Below are 16845 nucleotides of genomic sequence, written 5' to 3'. Positions count from 1 at the left end.
CGCTTCCCGGCGCTACCCAGATGTTTTCCGCTTCCTCGACTCCCGGAACGCTGACGTTCGCACAGGCGATGGCGCTGGCGCGTTCTCACTGGCAGGCTGGGCAGGCGCCGCAGGCAGAAGTCTTGTGCCGGCGCGTGCTCGACGCATCTCCCGGGCATCCCGATGCACACTATCTGCTTGGCCTGATGGCGCATGCCTATGGCAAGCACGACATGGCAATCGACCATCTGCGAGCGACCTGCCGGGCACCTGGTGCCCCCGCGTCCTGCTGGTCGGACCTGGCCGAGATGTGCCGTCAGGCGGGACGTCTCGGCGATGCGCTGGCGGCGGCGCGTCGCGCCGTCGAGGTGGACGCGACGTTCGTCGCCGGATGGAACAACCTCGGGATCGTTTTGCAGGAGACAGGGCAGCTTGACGAGAGCCTGGCGTGTCTCACGCGCGTGAGCGAACACCTGCCGGCGTCAGCCGATGCTCAGAACAATCTTGGGAATACGGCTCGCCTGCTTGGGCGTCTGGACGTCGCCGAAGCACACTACCGCCGGGCGCTCGAGCTCGACCCGCAACGCGCCGATGCGCACAGCAATCTGGCGTCGTTGTTGAGTGCTCAACAGCGCCACGCCGAGGCGCAGACGCTTGCGCGTCGCGCCATCGAACTGGCGCCGCAGTTTGTCGACGCCTACCGGAATCTCGCCGACATCGAGCTCTCACGCGGTAATGTGGCGGCGGCGTTGCAGATTGTCGAGGTGATGTCGGCATTCGCGTCGGCGCACCCTTCGACACTTGTGGCGCGCGCCCGGATTCTGCGTGTCGTGGGGCGGCTGGACGAGGCGCTGGCCTGTGCCCGCGAAGCGATCGCGCGTCTGCCCGAGAGTGCTGATGCGCGGGCCGCGCTGACGACTGTCGAAGCGGATGTGGCGGCACGCGCAGCGCACGGCGCGAACGCCATACCAGCAGACGGCGCACCATCGGGTGTCGTCCCGTCGCCTGCGTGCTCGATGTCTCCCGTGTCGCCGGATCTGACCGCGATTCACGAAACGGCCGTGGCGCGTGTGCATCGCGGCGACTATGAAGGCGCCGAGGCGATGCTGCGCGAGGTCGTGTCGGCCGGCGTGGCTCCGATGCCGCTGTGGCGATTGCTCGCCGTGGCGTTGCGCGCGCAGGGCAAGGTCCAGGAGGCACGCGAAGTCCTCGACATGCTCGCGCGTCAGGTGCCGGGCGAGCTGTCCAACCGCTTCGATCTTGCTGAAACGCTGCTTTTGCTGGGCGACTTCGAGCGCGGCTGGCGTGAGTATCGCTACCGCTACAGCCTCGAACACACCCAGTCGATCGAGCGTAGGGTGCAGCGTCCGCGTTGGGACGGCCAGCCGATTCCCGGGCAAACGCTCCTCATTCACGACGAGCAGGGCTATGGCGACACGTTCCAGTTCATGCGTATGGCGCGCTGGGCGCGTGAGCGCAGTCAGGCGCGGGTGATTTTCGAGGTCAATCGGGACGCGTTGTCGATTGCGAGGCGCATGTGGGGCAATGTCGATATCGTCGCGCGCGGTACGTTATCGGACGCGTTCGATCAGCATTGCGAACTGATGAGCCTGCCCATGGCGATGGGGCTGACGCTGTCCGATCTGCCCGGCGACGTGTCCTACCTGAGCGCCGATCCGGAACGCGTCGCGCATTGGCGCGCAAGACTGGCCGGTGTCCCGAGGCCGTGGGTGGCCGTGGTGTGGGCCGGGCGTCCGGAGCACGTCAACGACCGCAACCGATCCATGTCGCTTGAGCAACTCGCGCCCCTGGGGCGTTGCGGCGCGACGTTTGTGTCGGTTCAGAAGGGGCCGGCGGCGTCGCAGGCAAACACGCCGCCCGACGGTATGTCGATGGTGTCGTTGAGCGATGAGATTCGCGATTTCGAGGATACCGCTGCCATTCTGCATCTCGCGGATTTGCTGATCTCGGTCGATTCGTCGCCCGTGCATCTGGCGGGGGCGATGGGGCGTCCGGTGTGGGTACTGTTGCCGTTCGTGCCCGATTGGCGCTGGTTGCTCGACCGGGACGACTCGCCATGGTATCCCGGCATGCGGCTATTCCGCCAGACGGCCCACGCACAGTGGCAACCTGTCGTCGAGCGTATGGCGCAGGCGTTGCAGCAGTTTGTCGCGCACGGGGGGGATGGTCATGCTTGATCGAGCGGGCAGCGTGTGCCGGGCCTGTGATGCCGCTCGCGGATTTCTGCGCTCCCTGTTCTGCGCGGCGGTCGTTGGCGCCGTGTCGCTGGTTTCGGGTTGTGCCAGTCTGGATCGCGACGCCCATGCGGCATCGCTCGCAAGACCCGCCGGCCTGAAACGAGAAACGCTGTCGGCGGGCGAATTTCGGCTTACCGCATTCTCGCGCATCACACGTACCGATAAGCCGCTACGCATCTATATCGAAGGCGACGGTCTGGCGTGGGTCTCGCGTACCGAACCGTCGCTCGATCCGACACCGGTTGCAGCGACCGGTCTGGCGCTTGCCGCTGCCGATACTTCCGCCAACGTTGTGTATCTGGCGCGGCCCTGCCAGTTCACGCCGATGCAGGATAACCCGCGTTGTCGCATGGCTTACTGGACCGGCAAGCGATTTGCCCCGGAAGTGATCGATGCGATGAATGCGGCAGTCGATCAGTTGGTTGCGCGTGCGCCGGGGCAGCCCGTCGAGCTTGTCGGCTATTCTGGCGGCGGCGCCGTTGCCGTGTTGATCGCCGCGCGCCGTAGCGACGTTGCCTCGCTGCGCACGGTAGCGGGAAATCTCGACGTCGAATACGTCAATCGCTTGCATCATGTCTCGCCGATGCCCGCTTCGCGCAATCCCATCGATGTGGCTCGTCGGGTCGCCACGATCGCGCAGGTGCATTTCAGCAGTTCGCAGGATACGGTGGTGCCGGCGGAAGTCGCGCGACGTTTCGCGGCAGCGGTGGGTGGCCAATGCGTGACGACGGTGCTGGTGCGTGGGGTCGTTCACGATGGCGATTGGGCGCAGCGTTGGCACGCACTCCTCGCGCAAACGCCGCTCTGCGGTGGTCGGTAGTGGGGGGGATGACGGGGTGGGCTGACGCAGGCCGTTAGTGTCAGCTTTCACGCACCAATGCGGCAATCGCCTCGACGAGCGTGATATTGCCGCGCAGCGCGTGTTTGCCGTCGTCGCGGAAGTGGAACGCATCGTTGTTGAATCCGTCGAGCATCTGGATGCGCGGCATCGGATTGCGCATGCCTTGCGCCCGAAACAGCGGATCCCATCCGGCTCGGGGCACCGCTTCGGCGCGGACGTCACGAACGAGCACCCGGGCGAGCGCGGCGGCGATGTCGTCGGGCGAATACCGCTCGGGCCCCTCGATTTCCCAGACGCGCTCGTCGGTGAAGTCCTCTTGCATGGCGCGTGCCGCGAAATGGCCGACGTCGCTCGTCGACGCCATCGGGATGGCGCGATCCACCGGTTGTAGATAGCTCGGCAGTTCTCCGCGCTCGCGTGCGGGCTCGATATCCCATGCGAAGTTTTCCATCAGCCAGGCCGGGCGCAGGAACGTCACGGGCAGCGATAACGACACCATTGCCGTCTCGAGCATGTGCAGCGCGGTGAGCAGGCTTGGCGCCTCGCAGTCGGCACCAACGCTCGACAGGCAGACGACGCGCCTCGGACGCGTGGCGGCCAGCGCTTGCCGAATGGCGTCGATCAGGTGCCGCGCATGTGAGAAGTCATGCTCGGGGTCCGCGTTCGGTGGGAGCATCACGAACACGGCTTCGCTGCCGCGAAAGGCGTTTGTAAGCGCGTCGACATCGCCATATTGCGCAACGGCAGTTTCACCACCACGGGAGGCCCATTGACGCGATTTGACGTCGTCCTGGACGACGGCCCGCAACGGTAGGCCTGCCGCGAGCAGATCGTGCCCGAGCACGCTGCCGACTCGCCCCGTGATGCCCATTACGGTGTACATGGCCACTCCTCACGCGCAGTAACGTTGCCGTAAAAGTAACACGGGAATCGGCAGTTCATAAATCGGGGCGTGACGGTCCGCCACCGGTGACGGACCGTCACGCCGTCCTAACGCATGAGCTTCGGCCGTTTGCCTGCCCCGGGGGAATGGAGCACCCGGCAGGGACTGATGTACTTGTCGCTGGCGACGGCCGCCTGGGCAAACGTCTCGAAGTAGATCGCATGCTCGGCATCGGCGACGTGGGCTCTTTCAATTTCCGCCGCAGAGTCGTTCCATGCGAGTCCCAGATATTCACCATGGTCGTGGAACCACACGACATAGCCCTTTCTTGACAGTGAATTCGGCACATTCGGTGCCGGGTTCGTCCCGAGTCGCTTCGTCATACTCGCCGCTCGAGATGCCACGTTGCCATCTTTCGAATTGCTCATAGGTCGCTCCCAGAAGTTCCCCCCGTTCAGGTGGGGGGGGCTTCCATCATCGCAGCGGTGAAGTGACTTGAGTTTCAGCAACGTCCGAATTGTCGGCTCGGGACGTCGCCGCTCGAAAGCTTCGACGTATTTCCAGAATCGATGGGCGGGGGCCACGTGGCGGCTCACGTGGTACGCGTGTGCGTGAAGCGCAGAAGCGGATCTGGGGTGGGGGGATGGCGATGTCCGAAATGGCGCGGGTTGTGATCCGAGCGAGACATGGGCGTCGGTTGCCCATCGGGTGGTCGGCGCATCGCGAGCCTCAATAGCGGTATCCCAGCGTGAGCATCACCGAGCGATCGTCGCCCAGCGCCACGGCATTGCTCAGGCCGCCCGTGTAGTAATGCTTGTTGAAGACGTTGCTCAGCCTCAGCGCGGCGTGCCAGCTCGGTGCCGTGTAGCGCACGCCCACATCGCTGACCACGAAGCCAGGAATCGTATAGCCGTACGCATAGAGATTGCTCTGGCCGCGAAGGCCACCGTTGATCTCCCAGCGGCGTAGTTCGCCCGGTAGTTTGTAGCGCGCGAAGACATTGAAACTGTGGCGCGGCACGTTGTTGATGCGCACGCCGTCGGTCGACGGTGTCTGGCCGCCATCGTCGGCGATCACGGCCGACGTGTAGGCGTACCCGCCGGTCACGCTCAACTGATGCGTCGGTGCGGTGTTGAAGCTGAATTCGACGCCGCGCGAATGCTCCTCGCCCACGGCGATGCTGTAGCCGTCGTTGTCCGGATCGCTCTCCAGCACGTTGCGGCGGCGAAGGTCGAAAGCCGCGAGTGTCACGCTCGTGTGGCCCTTCTGGATGTCGAACTTCACGCCCGCTTCCCACTGCTTGCCCGTTTCCGCATCGAACGCATTGCCGCCTACGTCTGCGCCGCTGTTCGGGTAGAACGAGGTCGCGTAGCTCACGTAAGGGCGCACGCCGGGGAACAGCTCATACATCAGGGCGAGCGAGCCCGTGGTGGCGTTCGACGGGTTGCCGCTCGTGGTGTTGGTCAGCTTGTTGAGCGCGTTGCTCGATGCGCTGTCGTAGCGCATGCCCGCCAGCACGCGCCAGCGTTGGCCCAGCGCGACTTGATCGCGCGCGTAGAGGCCCAGATCGCGGATCGTGGTGTACGTGCGCGTTCTCGGCGTAGCCGGACAGGTGATCGCGCCGGTGTAGACCGGGGCATACATGTTGATCGAGCCCACCGAGCAGGTCGTGGAGGTGACGTCTTCGCGCCCTCGCATGTAGTCCATGCCGAGGGTGATCTCGTGGCGGCCGAGCGCGGTGTCGAAGGTCTTCTGCGCGTTGTTGTCCAGCGAGAGCGTGTCGCCGGACCATTGCGAATCGGTGGCCGTGCGGTTCAGTGTGTAACCGTTTGCGGCGACCTTTCCGTTCGCGACGAGCTGGCCTCCCATGGAGAGCTGCTGCCAGCGAAAGTTCTGGTTCACGGTCCAGCCCGAGTCGAAATGGTGGGCAAAGCTGTAGCCGATCCGTGCCTGGTGACCTGAATATGGCCGCTCGCCGGGCTCGCCAGTGAAGGTGCTGCGCGACAGGCTGCCGTTCTTGTTCGCGAGCAGTGTACCGGACCATGGCAGGCCTTGCTGGCGGATGTAATTGCGTTCCTGATAGCTGGTCAGGATGGTGAATTCCGTGCGTGGGCCGAGATCGAGTGACAGCGACGGCGCGATATAACGATTGCGCGACCAGACGTAGTCGGTAGCGTCGTTGCTGTTCGTCGCGAGCGCGTTGATGCGCAATGCGGCCTTGCCGTTCTCCGAGAGTGGCGTGCCCATGTCGACGCTGCTCTGGTAGAAGCCGTGACTGCCCACGGTAGCATCGACGTTGGCGAACGTATCGGCTTCTGGCCGCTTGCTGACCAGGTTGACCATGCCGCCCGGCAGCACGAGCCCGGAGAGCAGCGTGGCAGGGCCCTTGAGCACCTCGATCTGTTGCAGGCCGAAGGTTTCTTCGGCGAAGCGGTTGTTGATGGCCGTACGCAGTCCATCGAGATACACGGAATCCGACGCGGTTTGGCCGCGAATGATGAAGTCGTCCCAGCCTCGTCGGCCATACGTGCCCGAAATCACCCCGGGCACGTCGTGCAGCGCATCGTTGAGCGTCTGGACCTGTTGCGCGTCCATCAGATCACGCGTGACGACGCTGATCGATTGCGGCGTTTCGTTCAGGGGCACCGACGACTTCGTGACCTGGGCGGCGGCGGGCATGTCGAATGCGGTACGGGGCGTGCTGCTCGCGCTGACAGACACTACCGGCAATGCAATCGCGCCGGATGTGCTCAAGGGGGTGGCATCGGGCGTGACCGCGTCGGCTTTCGTTGTACTTGCCGTGGCCGAACTCGCCGCGTCAGGGGAGGCGACTTGCGCGAAGGCGAGTGGTGACGTGACGACGAAAGCCGTCAGAAGGGCTGCGTGAATCGGGCGGTAGCGCATCAGCGACAATAAAAATGATAATGAGAATTATTATTAATTTAGTCGGGCATCCTACTACGAGACGTGCTCAGTAATCAACGCCTGTTGTATCGATGCCGATCGTTATGGCGACGTTGCACCTGGCTGGTAAAGGGGCATGTTCGCCCGCCCCCGGGTGGTCGCCCGGCACGATGCATAGCCGATGCCGCGACAGTCATGTCCAATCCAACTGAGGTGCTGGTCTACCGCAACCCGCAACACTGCCTCGGTGCGCTGAAATATCGCACACCTTGCGAGGTACGGCGCAAGTCGGGGTAATCAAGGCGAGCTTGAGATCGTATCCGGCGATGCGGTACGCACATCCCGCGGGATCGTGGCTAGCGGATGATCGTCTTGAATACGCGATTCCGGTCTACCGTTGCGGCGTCGGGCAATCCATTGCGATCGTCTTTCGGCGGCACCGAATCCGCGTTCTCCAAAGCTGGGCCGGTGTAACGTCCACGCGGTCGGATTACCTTTCCAACGTTGAGTTGTTCCATGCTGTGCGCAAGCAGGCCGACGCTTCGGGCGGTCGCGAACAGGGCGAAGGAAGCATCGCGAGGGAGTTTGAGCTGCGAGGCCAGGACGGCAAGCGCGACGTCGATGTTCGGTTGAAGCCCCGTCAAGTGGATGACCTTCTCGATGAATGACGCGAGCTCTTGCGGCGGGTCGAGGCGCTCCAGCAACGCTTGAGCGCGAGGGTCGCCGTCGGGATAGAGATGATGATTGAATCCCGGGATCGGGATGGCGGACCGCAAGTGATGCGCGACCACACTGTCCGCTCCCACTCTCTCCACGTGATCGAATACCGCGCGCACCCGGCCCGAGGCGTCCCCGTGCAGCGGTCCCGAAAAGGCCGACAGCCCGGTGAGCAGGCACCCCGGCAATGACGCCCCCGTAGAGGCCGTAATTCTGGCGGCAAAGGCGGAGCTGGTTAGCTCGTGGTCGGCAACGAGTACCAACGCTCTGCGAATGAGGTCGGTGCCTTCGCTTCCTTGTCCCCATCCGAGCGCCAACCGCTCATGCGTCAATCTCGACGTGTCGTTGCATTGCGCACCAAACGCTTGGGAGACGAGCGCGACCAGACGACCTGCCTCGGCATGCAACGCTCGGTCGGTACGTCCGTGTGTCGAGTGACCGTTGGCGGCCAAGGCGGCCAGGGACATGAACGCGCATTGTCTGCCGCGCTCTTCCCACTGAAGTGGGGTTCCGCCCGTATCGAATGAAACTGCCGTTTGCGCATTCCACAGAATCGCGGCAACGTCCTCGAGCGTCGACGATTGAGATAGACCGATACTATCGCGCCCGCGGTAGTAAGCGCGCCCTTTGGAAAACGCGGTGATTGCACTGTGGATGCAGGGCTCGGCGCCAAATATCGTCCCTGCGGCTAGGGCCGCCCGTTTGCGGCCAACCTGCTTCTTTCTGCAAAGGACCGCGACGTCTTCCGCGCGGTACAAGCTCTTTCGCGGATCGGCGGGGTCGGGCATGACGGCGATGTTGCCGCGGCTGACATAGGCGTAGATCGTCTGTGCTTGAACTCCCAACTGTCGGGCCGCTTCGGTCAACGTGATCCAGGTTCGCATGGAATGGGCCTTCAGTACGGGACATGGCACCCAAAACGGGCGACGGGACTCACTCGTTTCAAGTGAGTCCCAAGGAGGACGCCTCAATATTGACGACTCTTCAAGTAAAAGTCATCTCGGCAGGCTTGCGCTCAAGCACCTCAATGAGGATCTCGCCAGGTGACTTTACAAAAAGCGCCCGGACGCCGGCACGGACCGGCTTGATCGGCTCGACGATGTCGGCGTCACAGGCCTTGAGGTGTTCGAAGGCGGCATCGAGATCGTCAACGGTCACGCCAAAATGATCGATGCCTTGCGCGCGCGTGCCAGGTGAAACTTCGGTCGTGTGCGCCCCAGTGAGTTGGGTGATAAAGAGGTTGATGGCCCCGATGCGCAGATCCACTCGCCCGGCGCGTCGAACCACTTCCGCATTCAGGCACCGTGCAAACCAGGCCACCGTCGCTTGAGCGTCAGCCGAACAGAGCTGAAGGTGATCCCATCTAAATTCAATCATGATGTTTCATCGATAGTCGGGGGCGTTCAAAGCTCGATTCTTGAGAGCTTGCCCAGGAGAACGGAATACGAGAACGTGCCGAGCAGGCAGATCGCGCCCATGAGATTCAGCGCCCAGTAGAAGTGCCCCGTATGCTGAATGACGTAACCGATCATCAGCGGCGTCGTTACGGCAGCGATGTTGGCGGCGAGGCTCGTGATGCTGCTGGTGAGGCCGACATACTGGCGCGGCGCGATCTCGGACACGGCGGCCCAGGACATCGACCCGACACCTTGCGCAAAGAAGGCAATGGTCAGAATGGCGATGACCCACGCGTTGGATTCGACAAAATTCACCAGGACGATGGACGACCCGAGCAACGTTCCAATCACCAGCGGCGCTTTGCGCGCGGCGGAGAGGGAGACGCCGCGGCGAATGAAGAAGTCCGAGAGGCAACCTGCGACGAGAATGCCGAGTGTTGCGCCCAGGAAGGGCAGTGCCTGGTAGATCCCGACCTTGATCATGGACATATGACGAGCCTCGGCCAGGTACGTCATGAACCAGGTGGTAAAAAACACCAGGATCGTGTTGTTGCAGAACTTGCCGAGGCAAATGGCCAGAATCTGGCGATATCCGAGCAGTTTGAGCGCCATGCGCCAGTTGAACTTCTCTCGCGATTTTTGGGCGGACGGGGAGCGCGCTTCGTTGATGTACTCGAGTTCCGCCTTGTTCACCCAGCGATGCCGCGAGGGATCCCGGTACGCACAGAACCAGATCACGCTGAAGAGAATGCCGAAGCCGCCCGTGACGAAGAACACGGAACGCCATCCGGCGACTGCCGATATCCACAGCAGAAGTCCGGTAAAAATTGGCGTCCCGATGTACTGTCCCATGACGTAGACGCTGGTCGCGAATCCGCGCTCCTGCGTTGGAAACCATAGCGTCACCGCGCGCGCATTCGATGGAAACGCGGGGGCCTCAAGCGCGCCCATCGTCAGGCGGGAGCCAAGCAACATGTGATATCCGTTGGCCAACCCCTGCGTTACCGTCGCTAGCGACCATCCGACCAGCGAGAGTGCATAGGCAATCCGTGAGCCAAGCACGTCGGTAAGGATGCCGCTGGGTAGCAAGGCGATGGAGTACGCGAGACCGAATGCAGCGAACAGCTCTCCCATCTGCATCTTGCTCAAAACGAGGTCTTTTGAAAGGCTTGGGGCGACGATGCCGAGGGCGGATCGGTCGACGTAGTTCAGAATCGTCGCGACCAGCAACATCGATAGCACGACATATCTGACCTTTGACGGTCTTGCCGAGCTATCGCAAGATGTTGTGTCGAGCGTCGACAGGTGTTGTTCCTCTGCGAATTTCATTGATGTCTCCTAATCGGGGGCCTGCCTGTGGCTGTTTTTGTGGGGCAGGCGGGTGGGTTATCCGCGGCCCACGAAGGGCATGGTGGTGGCCATGATGGTCATATTGAGCACGTTGGCTTCGAGCGGGAGGCTGGCGATGTGGGTGACCGCGTTAGCGACATGCGAGACGTCGATTCGGGCTTCCGGCACCACGCTTCCGTCGGCCTGAAGCACGCCACGCGTCATCCGCTCCGTGAGCGACGTTGCCGCATTGCCGATATCGATCTGGCTGCAGGCGATGCGATAGGGGCGGCCGTCCAGTGCCAATGATTTGGTGATGCCCGACACGGCGTGCTTGGTGGCGGTGTAGGCGATGGTGTTGGGGCGAGGGGAGTGCGCCGAGATGGATCCGTTGTTGATAATCCGCCCGCCTTGCGGCGTTTGATTTTTCATGATGCGCCACGCGGCTCTCGCGCACAGGAACACACCCGTCAGGTTGGTTGCGACGACGTCGTTCCAGAAATCGAGCGCGTACTCGTCAAGCGGCACGGCGCCGGCGTTGCGTCCGGCGTTATTGAAGAGGACGTCCAGACGTCCGAACTCGCGCACAATTTGCGCGAACGCCGCGTCTACGGAACCTTCATCGGCGACGTCGGCCGCCGCGATATGGGCGTGTCCGCCGGCATCGTCGATGGCTGCTTTGGTTTCGTGAAGGGGCGCATCCGTGCGTCCGATCAACGCGACAGTGAATCCGGAAGCGGCGAGGGCGATGGCGGCCGCTCGACCGATGCCGGAACCGGCACCCGTGACGGCGGCGAACTGCTTCGAAGTCGACATGACATTACCTTTCCTCAGTGGGTCACGAGCTGAGAATGGCATCGGCTGAGTCGGCCGGGCAATCTTGATTCGCTCAATCAACATCCAGACGCGCACCCACGCGGTGGCGCCTCAGGGTTTTCCTGATACGCGAATGGAGGCGGGGGATCTCATGGTTGGATGCGATCGAAGGGCGCGCGTTGGCGGCGGTCATGGGTTGATTGATTCAATCAACATTGACCTTGGGCTGGCGCGTTCCGTAGTCTTTGTGCGACCGTCTACCTGGAGGAAAGAACATGTCGCAAAGCCCCCGCACTCAACTGTTGATCGCGCGAAAAGTGCCACAAGCCGTGGCGAGCCGTGCATTGTCGGAGTTCAATGCCTACGTAACCGAGTCTGATATGGACTCATGGGCGGTGGTGGAGTTCTGTAAGGCGCACGACGTGCCAGCGGTTCTGGTGGGGAAGAAATCAGGCTTGCAGGAAGCGCACATTGCAGCGTTGCCAGCCACGGTGAAGGTCATTGCCAACGCTAGCGCGGGCGTTGATCACATGAACGTGGCGTTTGCCCGTGAACGAGGCATCGTCGTGACGAACGCGCCCGACGCGTTGACCGAATGCACGGCGGACTTTGCCATGTTGCTGGTGCTGGCAGCAAGTCGGCGTGCGGCGGAATACGAAAAGATCATGCGAGCCGGTTGGGGGAAATCGTTTGGCATGACGGACATGCTGGGGACGCGTGTCAACGGAAAAACGATTGGCATCGTGGGTTTCGGACGTATTGGACGAGCGGTGGCAAAGCGCGCGCAGGCGTTTGGCATGAAGGTGGCCTACACCGACATCCAGCGGACGTCGCCAGCGCTGGAGAACGGGGCGGTGTTCTATCCCAGCCTCACGGAGCTGCTTCCGCATTGCCAGGTGGTCTCGCTGCATGTTCCCGGTGGCGGGTCACCACTCATGACGAAGCAGCAGTTCGACCTCATGCCGAAGGGGGCGGTATTCGTGAATGCGGCGCGTGGAGATCTGGTGGACGAAGATGCACTTTACGGTGCGTTGACGTCGGGACATCTTTTCGGCGCGGGGCTCGATGTGTATCGAAATGAGCCCAATATCGATGCCCGCTTCGCATCGCTGGACAACGTATTTCTTACCCCTCACATGGCGAGCGCGACGATCGAGACGCGCGACCAGATGGGGTTCGTCGCGTTGGATAATGTGGCGGCTGTGCTTGAGGGGCGCAGCGTGCTGAACCCGGTCTGACGGGATTCGACTTCGCAAGAAGCCCGTATGGTGTTTGCACCGAGGCGTGGCCGCGAAGCGGCGCAGCGGGAATCACGGCTGGCGTTTTCAACGCCGCGCCGCTGCGTGGCAAACCCGACGTCCCCCCGTCTTCGGTAGCATCGCGTTCTAGAATCCGGGGGAGCACCAAGGCAGCGCTGCTTTCAGCAAGCTGCAGATGCTGAAGGCTGAACTGCGAGCTGCTACGACCGTGGCTGCTGCCCAAGCTATTACCCGGAGCTGATCGGATCAGCTGCCGTAATAATCTCCCAATCAATCGCCAACCGGAATCAGCTTCGCAATTTGTTTTTCGAACAATATGCTTCCGGCTGCCGTGATGTGATATCGGTCGGAGTATAGACGGACCCCGTCCTTCGTCGTCGCGCATACGGTTGCACAGATCGCGTGCGATGGGTCGAAATACGTTATGTTCGCGACGTTTGATTTCTCGAAGATCTCATTGATAAACGCTCCCTCAAGCTCGTGACGTTCGTTCGTCTGAAGCTCACGAGAAGTTGTTCGTCCGAGGAATGGGAGTCGAACAACACCATAGTCCGGATCGGAGCCAAGGATTGGCCAGCTTTTGAAAACCACCACTTTTGCAATGCTTGACAGCGCGTTAAGCGTTGCCGGAACTTTGTCAGAAAGGGCTTTGATGGTCGTTTTTTCGGTAGCGGTTTTGTCATCCGGCGAGTCGGTAAGCGCGCTGTGATGGAATGGGCCGAAGTAGTCCCAGGCTCCGATCAAAAAAATGGCACTCGGCTTCGAAGCGCGGATGGCACGCAGTACTTTCTCCCCGGTTTTTCCATCGCCACAGTATTGTTGTTCCAGGGGAAATTCGAATGACGTCTCGCGCACGCCAATGATCGGTGGGCAAGCCGGATGACTCACGACGATGACGTTCATGTTCCGCTGATAGGCGATCTGTCGGAATACCGGTGACCAGGCTTCGGCAGAAGAGTCCCCCCAGAGAAATACCGTCTGCGTCGCGCCAGCCGCGAGATACTTGGTGCAGACAGGTTCCAGCCCGGCGAATGCCTGATCATTGCCGCAGGCAGACGGTGCGTTACTCTCGAACTGGGCTTTTGCGCTTGCGTAGCTATTGTCCATGGCAACACGGCGTGACGGGTAGCCCGTGCTGCTGAACGTGCTGTAGCCCACGGCAAATGCAACAAGCGCAAAGGTGCAAAGGGCTGCCGTTTTGGCCGACGTATTACGTCCCCGACGGATTGGGCGCTCCACCAGTCGATACGTCAGCCATGCGAGAACAAAGCTTGCGCCAACGGCGGCAAGGCGAAGTGTGAGTGGAGCAGACTGCCCGACAATAATGCGTAGAAACGAGAGGATCGGCCAGTGCCAGAGATAGAGCGGATAGCTGATGAGCCCGACAAAGACAAGGGTTCGATTTTTCAGCAACGTACGATTTACGTACGCCGTTGGTCCCGCAAGTAATAGCAGGAAGCTACCCGCTACCGGTGGCACAGCCAACCATCCTGGAAACTGCATGTCAGAATTCAGGCCAAATACCGTCCCAACGATCAATATGAACCCGGCTATAGACAGCGCGTTTCGCGCCAAAGCGTCCGAGCCGTGTGAGCGCAGCCATCCCTGTAATCGCTGGATCTTGACCACCTCGAACGTCTGGGCATAGGCAAGCAGCGAACCGGCAAGAATCTCCCAAAAACGCGTTTGCGGCAGGAAAAATGTGCGGACCGGATCGGTTTGCACGCCCTGGACGTTCAAGACGAACGACAAGGTGGTGAGCACGAGCAGCGCAGCCAGGATATTCCGCCGCAAACGCCAAGCGACAAATACAAAGAGCGGGTAGATGAGATAGAACTGCTCCTCAATGGCGAGGGACCACAGGTGCATCAGTGGCTTGCTTTCAGAATCTATATCGAAGTACCCGGATTCACCCCACAGGACAAAGTTCTGGACGAACCCCGTGCCACCTGCGATGTGCTTGCCGAGTTGCTGGAGTTCGGGGGGAAACAGGGCCGCCCATCCGAAGGCAAAACACGAAAGAATCACGACAAGAAGCGCCGGGAAAATGCGCTTGATCCGATGAGCGTAAAACTGACCAAAGCTGAAGTCGCCACGAACCAGGCTTTTGAAAATGATCGTTGAAATCAAGAAGCCGGAGATCACAAAGAAAACATCGACGCCGACGAAGCCGCCTTGAACAGCCGTCGGGCAGGCGTGAAATAGCACGACAGACAATATTGCGATGGCGCGTAGGCCGTCAATGTCTGGCCGATATGCGGGGTGAGAATTACGCTCTCGCTGATTTTCTCGGGGCAAAGGACGGCTCTCGGAGTTCTGGGGCATTCGATTGGCTTTATTCCCGCGGGGGTATCCGCTGCGGCGCAAAAAGATAGCCGGAAATCATACAACTTTTTAGATCAGTCACCCGAGGGTGGCTTTTTCATTTCCGGGGAATCCTGGATCAGGAACAGATCATGGAAATGTTCGAGAGTGATCTTCGCGCATTCGTGAGCCAGCATCTTGCGGCGATGCGGGCCGAAATGGTCGCAAACACGATGCAGACCAAAGCGACCGGTGAGGCCATGAAGGGCCTGATCGAGGTCTTTTAGATCATGCAGGGTGGCATCCACTTCCTTGGAGTACTCGGGAAGATCGCCAAATTCTTGACACCGTCCGTCGCGCTCGCGGGGGCGGTGTGGACATTGATGCATGGTAAATGGCCGGATCGACTATGAGCGACACATACAAATTTTCTATGGCGGTGCTATGAGTCGGGGAGATTTCATCTGAGCTATCGCGCGTGGATTCGCATTGGTGTGCGTTGCCGATCCAGCGCACATGCGATGACCCCGCGCCATTGCGCCAAACAGACAAGGAAGCCTTGCAGGATATAGATATTGTGGTGCCCAGGGCCGGAATCGAACCGGCACGCCTTGCGGCGGGGGATTTTGAGTCCTGCGGGGATACTAGAAAAATCAAGGATTTATGCCGTAAACATATTCCTCAAACTACCACTTATCCACAGGCTGAAAGCCTTATGTATCAAGGCACCATGAAAAATTGCGGAACATTTTCAGCGCGTCGGTTTTACCAGTTTTCCCGCGCGGTGGCGCACGTATTTCCGGGTCATGGCTTCCGACGAGTGGCCGAGCTGGTCGCGTGCTGCACCGATGCCTTCGGTCATGTCTTTCTCGGTCGCGGCCTTCGCTCGAAGGTCACGGAACTGGAAAGCAGATTTCTCGATCCCGGCCTCTTCGCGGGCGTCATCAAACATCGTTCGGAGCGCGCGCGCACTGAGCGGCCGCCCGTTGGCCTCGCAGACTAGCGCCAAGGCTCTGACCTTGCTTGCGGTCTTGCGAGCCTTGACTCGCTCGATCACATTGCTCAACTGACCCTCGATTGAGATGCGTACCGGCGTGCCAGTTTTATCTTGGCGCAACCACAGCGCGCCATCCTTGATATCGGCTTCCGTCAGTTTCAGTGCATCCGACGGGCGCTGCCCAGTCAGGAACGCTAGATCCATCGCGTCGCGCAGAGGTTGAACTGCAGCGTCGTATACGCGGCGGAACAAGTCATCATCGACGTACACGTCCCGCCCACTCTCTCGATAGCCTTTGACGCCGGCGCAAGGGTTAGGGGCATCTGTGTAGCCCCATTCCCGGGCCTTGTTCCACATATGGCTGAAGAGGGCTTTCTCACGGTTTGCGCGAACATTGCCGCCGAGTGGGGGAATCTTCACAGGCGCCATGCCGTCCTTGGCTCGCTGTTCGTTGATCCGCTTCGCCTTGATTTGGCCCCATTGTGGGCGCCAATCCATATACTGGCGCAAATGCAACGGTTTGATCTCGGCCAATGGCGCGCCCGCGAAGAACTCCCGGAGAGCTTCAAGCTCGCGTAGGTTGTCGCGTTGGGTTCCCGGTTTCTTCGTAGGGATGACTTCGCGTTCGTACCGCTTTGCCATGTCATCGAACAATCCTCCGACCGGCGCCTTAACGTCCTGGAGCAGCCGCGAGTATTCCGCGACCGCGAGCACGTAGTCCGACCCGAGTGGAATTTCCACACGCGGTCGACCGCCTCTATCGAGGTAGTAAAAGACCTTCTGCCCTCTCGGCCTGGCTCGCATACCGACGGGCAGATTCAAATTCTTCGACGGCTTGCGTCCCATCATGCAGTCCTCAGGACGCGCGGCGCCCATCCTGTTGCCTGCTGTGGGGCAGCGCGATCGCCGCTCAGAACGGCCCGCGTCACAACCGGCCAGCCAGCAGCATTGACGAAGAACGGCACGCGTTGAAGTCGCAGCGTGTCAATCTGCCGCTGTCGGCTATGCGCACCAGTTAACTCCTTCACCTCTTGCCGAGTCAAGAACGTATCACTCATTGCTCAACTCCCAATCTCTCGCAGTTACCCGCAGAATCTCTTTCAGTGCTTCGGCCGTGGCCGGGTGGGTGGTCATGCTTCGAAAATCCTTGCTCTTCGGTAT

15 protein-coding genes, 1 tRNA gene and 1 pseudogene are annotated in these 16845 nt (G+C 61.1%); 5 read left to right on the top strand and 12 right to left on the bottom strand.

Annotated elements, in window-relative coordinates; all coding sequences use genetic code 11:
• Window positions 1-20: 20 nt before the first annotated feature.
• From PTE31013_RS25400 to PTE31013_RS21405, 3 genes and pseudogenes are all read left to right on the top strand, one after another.
• A pseudogene (locus tag PTE31013_RS25400) lies at window positions 21-728 on the top strand (tetratricopeptide repeat protein); the annotation flags it as partial.
• A 267-nt stretch (window positions 729-995) separates the two neighbouring features.
• On the top strand, window positions 996-2177 hold the full coding sequence (locus PTE31013_RS25395) for a glycosyl transferase family 8 (RefSeq protein WP_425495584.1): 1182 nt from the start codon (window positions 996-998) through the stop codon (window positions 2175-2177).
• On the top strand, window positions 2170-3057 hold the full coding sequence (locus tag PTE31013_RS21405) for an alpha/beta fold hydrolase (protein WP_246174809.1): 888 nt from the start codon (window positions 2170-2172) through the stop codon (window positions 3055-3057). Before PTE31013_RS25395 ends, PTE31013_RS21405 begins: the two co-directional genes overlap by 8 nt.
• 40 nt (window positions 3058-3097) lie before the next feature.
• Here PTE31013_RS21405 and PTE31013_RS21400 read toward each other — a convergent pair whose 3' ends face one another.
• From PTE31013_RS21400 to PTE31013_RS21390, 3 genes are all read right to left on the bottom strand, one after another.
• Window positions 3098-3961, bottom strand: coding sequence for an NmrA family NAD(P)-binding protein (locus PTE31013_RS21400; protein WP_150614659.1), 864 nt, complete (start codon window positions 3959-3961; stop codon window positions 3098-3100).
• 107 nt (window positions 3962-4068) lie between these two features.
• Window positions 4069-4344, bottom strand: coding sequence for a hypothetical protein (locus PTE31013_RS21395; RefSeq protein WP_246174807.1), 276 nt, complete (start codon window positions 4342-4344; stop codon window positions 4069-4071).
• A 346-nt stretch (window positions 4345-4690) separates the two neighbouring features.
• The gene (locus PTE31013_RS21390) at window positions 4691-6640 is read right to left on the bottom strand and encodes a TonB-dependent siderophore receptor (RefSeq protein ID WP_246174805.1); all 1950 of its coding nucleotides are present in this window, start codon (window positions 6638-6640) and stop codon (window positions 4691-4693) included.
• Between PTE31013_RS21390 and PTE31013_RS25205 the strand changes: the two genes are divergently transcribed.
• Window positions 6639-6848, top strand: coding sequence for a hypothetical protein (locus tag PTE31013_RS25205; protein ID WP_246174803.1), 210 nt, complete (start codon window positions 6639-6641; stop codon window positions 6846-6848). The two genes, PTE31013_RS21390 and PTE31013_RS25205, sit on opposite strands and share 2 nt — an antisense overlap.
• A 373-nt stretch (window positions 6849-7221) precedes the next feature.
• Here the strand turns inward: PTE31013_RS25205 and PTE31013_RS21385 are convergent, their stop codons facing one another.
• The 4 genes from PTE31013_RS21385 to PTE31013_RS21370 form a co-directional block, all read right to left on the bottom strand.
• The gene (locus PTE31013_RS21385) at window positions 7222-8466 is read right to left on the bottom strand and encodes a citrate synthase (protein WP_150614657.1); all 1245 of its coding nucleotides are present in this window, start codon (window positions 8464-8466) and stop codon (window positions 7222-7224) included.
• Window positions 8467-8566: 100 nt separating this feature from the next.
• Window positions 8567-8959 carry a VOC family protein gene (locus PTE31013_RS21380; RefSeq protein ID WP_150614656.1) on the bottom strand — a complete coding sequence of 131 codons (393 nt, stop codon included), beginning with the start codon at window positions 8957-8959 and terminating at the stop codon, window positions 8567-8569.
• A gap of 26 nt (window positions 8960-8985) precedes the next feature.
• Window positions 8986-10308, bottom strand: a complete 1323-nt coding sequence (locus PTE31013_RS21375; RefSeq protein WP_150614655.1) for an MFS transporter — start codon at window positions 10306-10308, stop codon at window positions 8986-8988.
• 57 nt (window positions 10309-10365) lie between these two features.
• Window positions 10366-11124, bottom strand: a complete 759-nt coding sequence (locus tag PTE31013_RS21370) for an SDR family oxidoreductase (protein ID WP_150614765.1) — start codon at window positions 11122-11124, stop codon at window positions 10366-10368.
• 275 nt (window positions 11125-11399) lie between these two features.
• On the opposite strand from PTE31013_RS21370, the gene PTE31013_RS21365 reads away from it, so the two are divergent.
• On the top strand, window positions 11400-12362 hold the full coding sequence (locus tag PTE31013_RS21365; protein WP_150614654.1) for a 2-hydroxyacid dehydrogenase: 963 nt from the start codon (window positions 11400-11402) through the stop codon (window positions 12360-12362).
• A gap of 291 nt (window positions 12363-12653) precedes the next feature.
• Here the strand turns inward: PTE31013_RS21365 and PTE31013_RS21360 are convergent, their stop codons facing one another.
• The 5 genes from PTE31013_RS21360 to PTE31013_RS21340 form a co-directional block, all read right to left on the bottom strand.
• Complete coding sequence (locus PTE31013_RS21360; protein WP_150614653.1) at window positions 12654-14708, bottom strand: acyltransferase family protein; 2055 nt, start codon at window positions 14706-14708, stop codon at window positions 12654-12656.
• 74 nt (window positions 14709-14782) lie between these two features.
• Window positions 14783-15076 carry a hypothetical protein gene (locus tag PTE31013_RS21355; RefSeq protein ID WP_150614652.1) on the bottom strand — a complete coding sequence of 98 codons (294 nt, stop codon included), beginning with the start codon at window positions 15074-15076 and terminating at the stop codon, window positions 14783-14785.
• 189 nt (window positions 15077-15265) lie between these two features.
• Window positions 15266-15392, bottom strand: a tRNA-Leu gene (locus tag PTE31013_RS21350).
• Window positions 15393-15438: 46 nt separating this feature from the next.
• On the bottom strand, window positions 15439-16533 hold the full coding sequence (locus tag PTE31013_RS21345) for a tyrosine-type recombinase/integrase (RefSeq protein WP_246174800.1): 1095 nt from the start codon (window positions 16531-16533) through the stop codon (window positions 15439-15441).
• The gene (locus PTE31013_RS21340) at window positions 16530-16742 is read right to left on the bottom strand and encodes a DUF4224 domain-containing protein (RefSeq protein ID WP_150614651.1); all 213 of its coding nucleotides are present in this window, start codon (window positions 16740-16742) and stop codon (window positions 16530-16532) included. Before PTE31013_RS21340 ends, PTE31013_RS21345 begins: the two co-directional genes overlap by 4 nt.
• Window positions 16743-16845: the final 103 nt, after the last annotated feature.

This window comes from Pandoraea terrigena, from assembly GCF_902459705.1.
Lineage (GTDB): Bacteria > Pseudomonadota > Gammaproteobacteria > Burkholderiales > Burkholderiaceae > Pandoraea > Pandoraea terrigena.
This window is presented reverse-complemented; position numbering and strand designations above follow the sequence as displayed.

What these genes read in the sequence shown, in the direction of transcription:
- PTE31013_RS25395 (WP_425495584.1), top strand. Translation starts at nt 996, where the DNA reads ATGTCTCCCGTGTCGCCGGATCTGACCGCGATTCACGAAACGGCCGTG.
- PTE31013_RS21405 (WP_246174809.1), top strand. Translation starts at nt 2,170, where the DNA reads ATGCTTGATCGAGCGGGCAGCGTGTGCCGGGCCTGTGATGCCGCTCGC.
- PTE31013_RS21400 (WP_150614659.1), bottom strand. Translation starts at nt 3,961, where the DNA reads ATGTACACCGTAATGGGCATCACGGGGCGAGTCGGCAGCGTGCTCGGG.
- PTE31013_RS21395 (WP_246174807.1), bottom strand. Translation starts at nt 4,344, where the DNA reads ATGACGAAGCGACTCGGGACGAACCCGGCACCGAATGTGCCGAATTCA.
- PTE31013_RS25205 (WP_246174803.1), top strand. Translation starts at nt 6,639, where the DNA reads ATGTCGAATGCGGTACGGGGCGTGCTGCTCGCGCTGACAGACACTACC.
- PTE31013_RS21390 (WP_246174805.1), bottom strand. Translation starts at nt 6,640, where the DNA reads ATGCCCGCCGCCGCCCAGGTCACGAAGTCGTCGGTGCCCCTGAACGAA.
- PTE31013_RS21385 (WP_150614657.1), bottom strand. Translation starts at nt 8,466, where the DNA reads ATGCGAACCTGGATCACGTTGACCGAAGCGGCCCGACAGTTGGGAGTT.
- PTE31013_RS21380 (WP_150614656.1), bottom strand. Translation starts at nt 8,959, where the DNA reads ATGATTGAATTTAGATGGGATCACCTTCAGCTCTGTTCGGCTGACGCT.
- PTE31013_RS21375 (WP_150614655.1), bottom strand. Translation starts at nt 10,308, where the DNA reads ATGAAATTCGCAGAGGAACAACACCTGTCGACGCTCGACACAACATCT.
- PTE31013_RS21370 (WP_150614765.1), bottom strand. Translation starts at nt 11,124, where the DNA reads ATGTCGACTTCGAAGCAGTTCGCCGCCGTCACGGGTGCCGGTTCCGGC.
- PTE31013_RS21365 (WP_150614654.1), top strand. Translation starts at nt 11,400, where the DNA reads ATGTCGCAAAGCCCCCGCACTCAACTGTTGATCGCGCGAAAAGTGCCA.
- PTE31013_RS21360 (WP_150614653.1), bottom strand. Translation starts at nt 14,708, where the DNA reads ATGCCCCAGAACTCCGAGAGCCGTCCTTTGCCCCGAGAAAATCAGCGA.
- PTE31013_RS21355 (WP_150614652.1), bottom strand. Translation starts at nt 15,076, where the DNA reads ATGCATCAATGTCCACACCGCCCCCGCGAGCGCGACGGACGGTGTCAA.
- PTE31013_RS21345 (WP_246174800.1), bottom strand. Translation starts at nt 16,533, where the DNA reads ATGATGGGACGCAAGCCGTCGAAGAATTTGAATCTGCCCGTCGGTATG.
- PTE31013_RS21340 (WP_150614651.1), bottom strand. Translation starts at nt 16,742, where the DNA reads ATGAGTGATACGTTCTTGACTCGGCAAGAGGTGAAGGAGTTAACTGGT.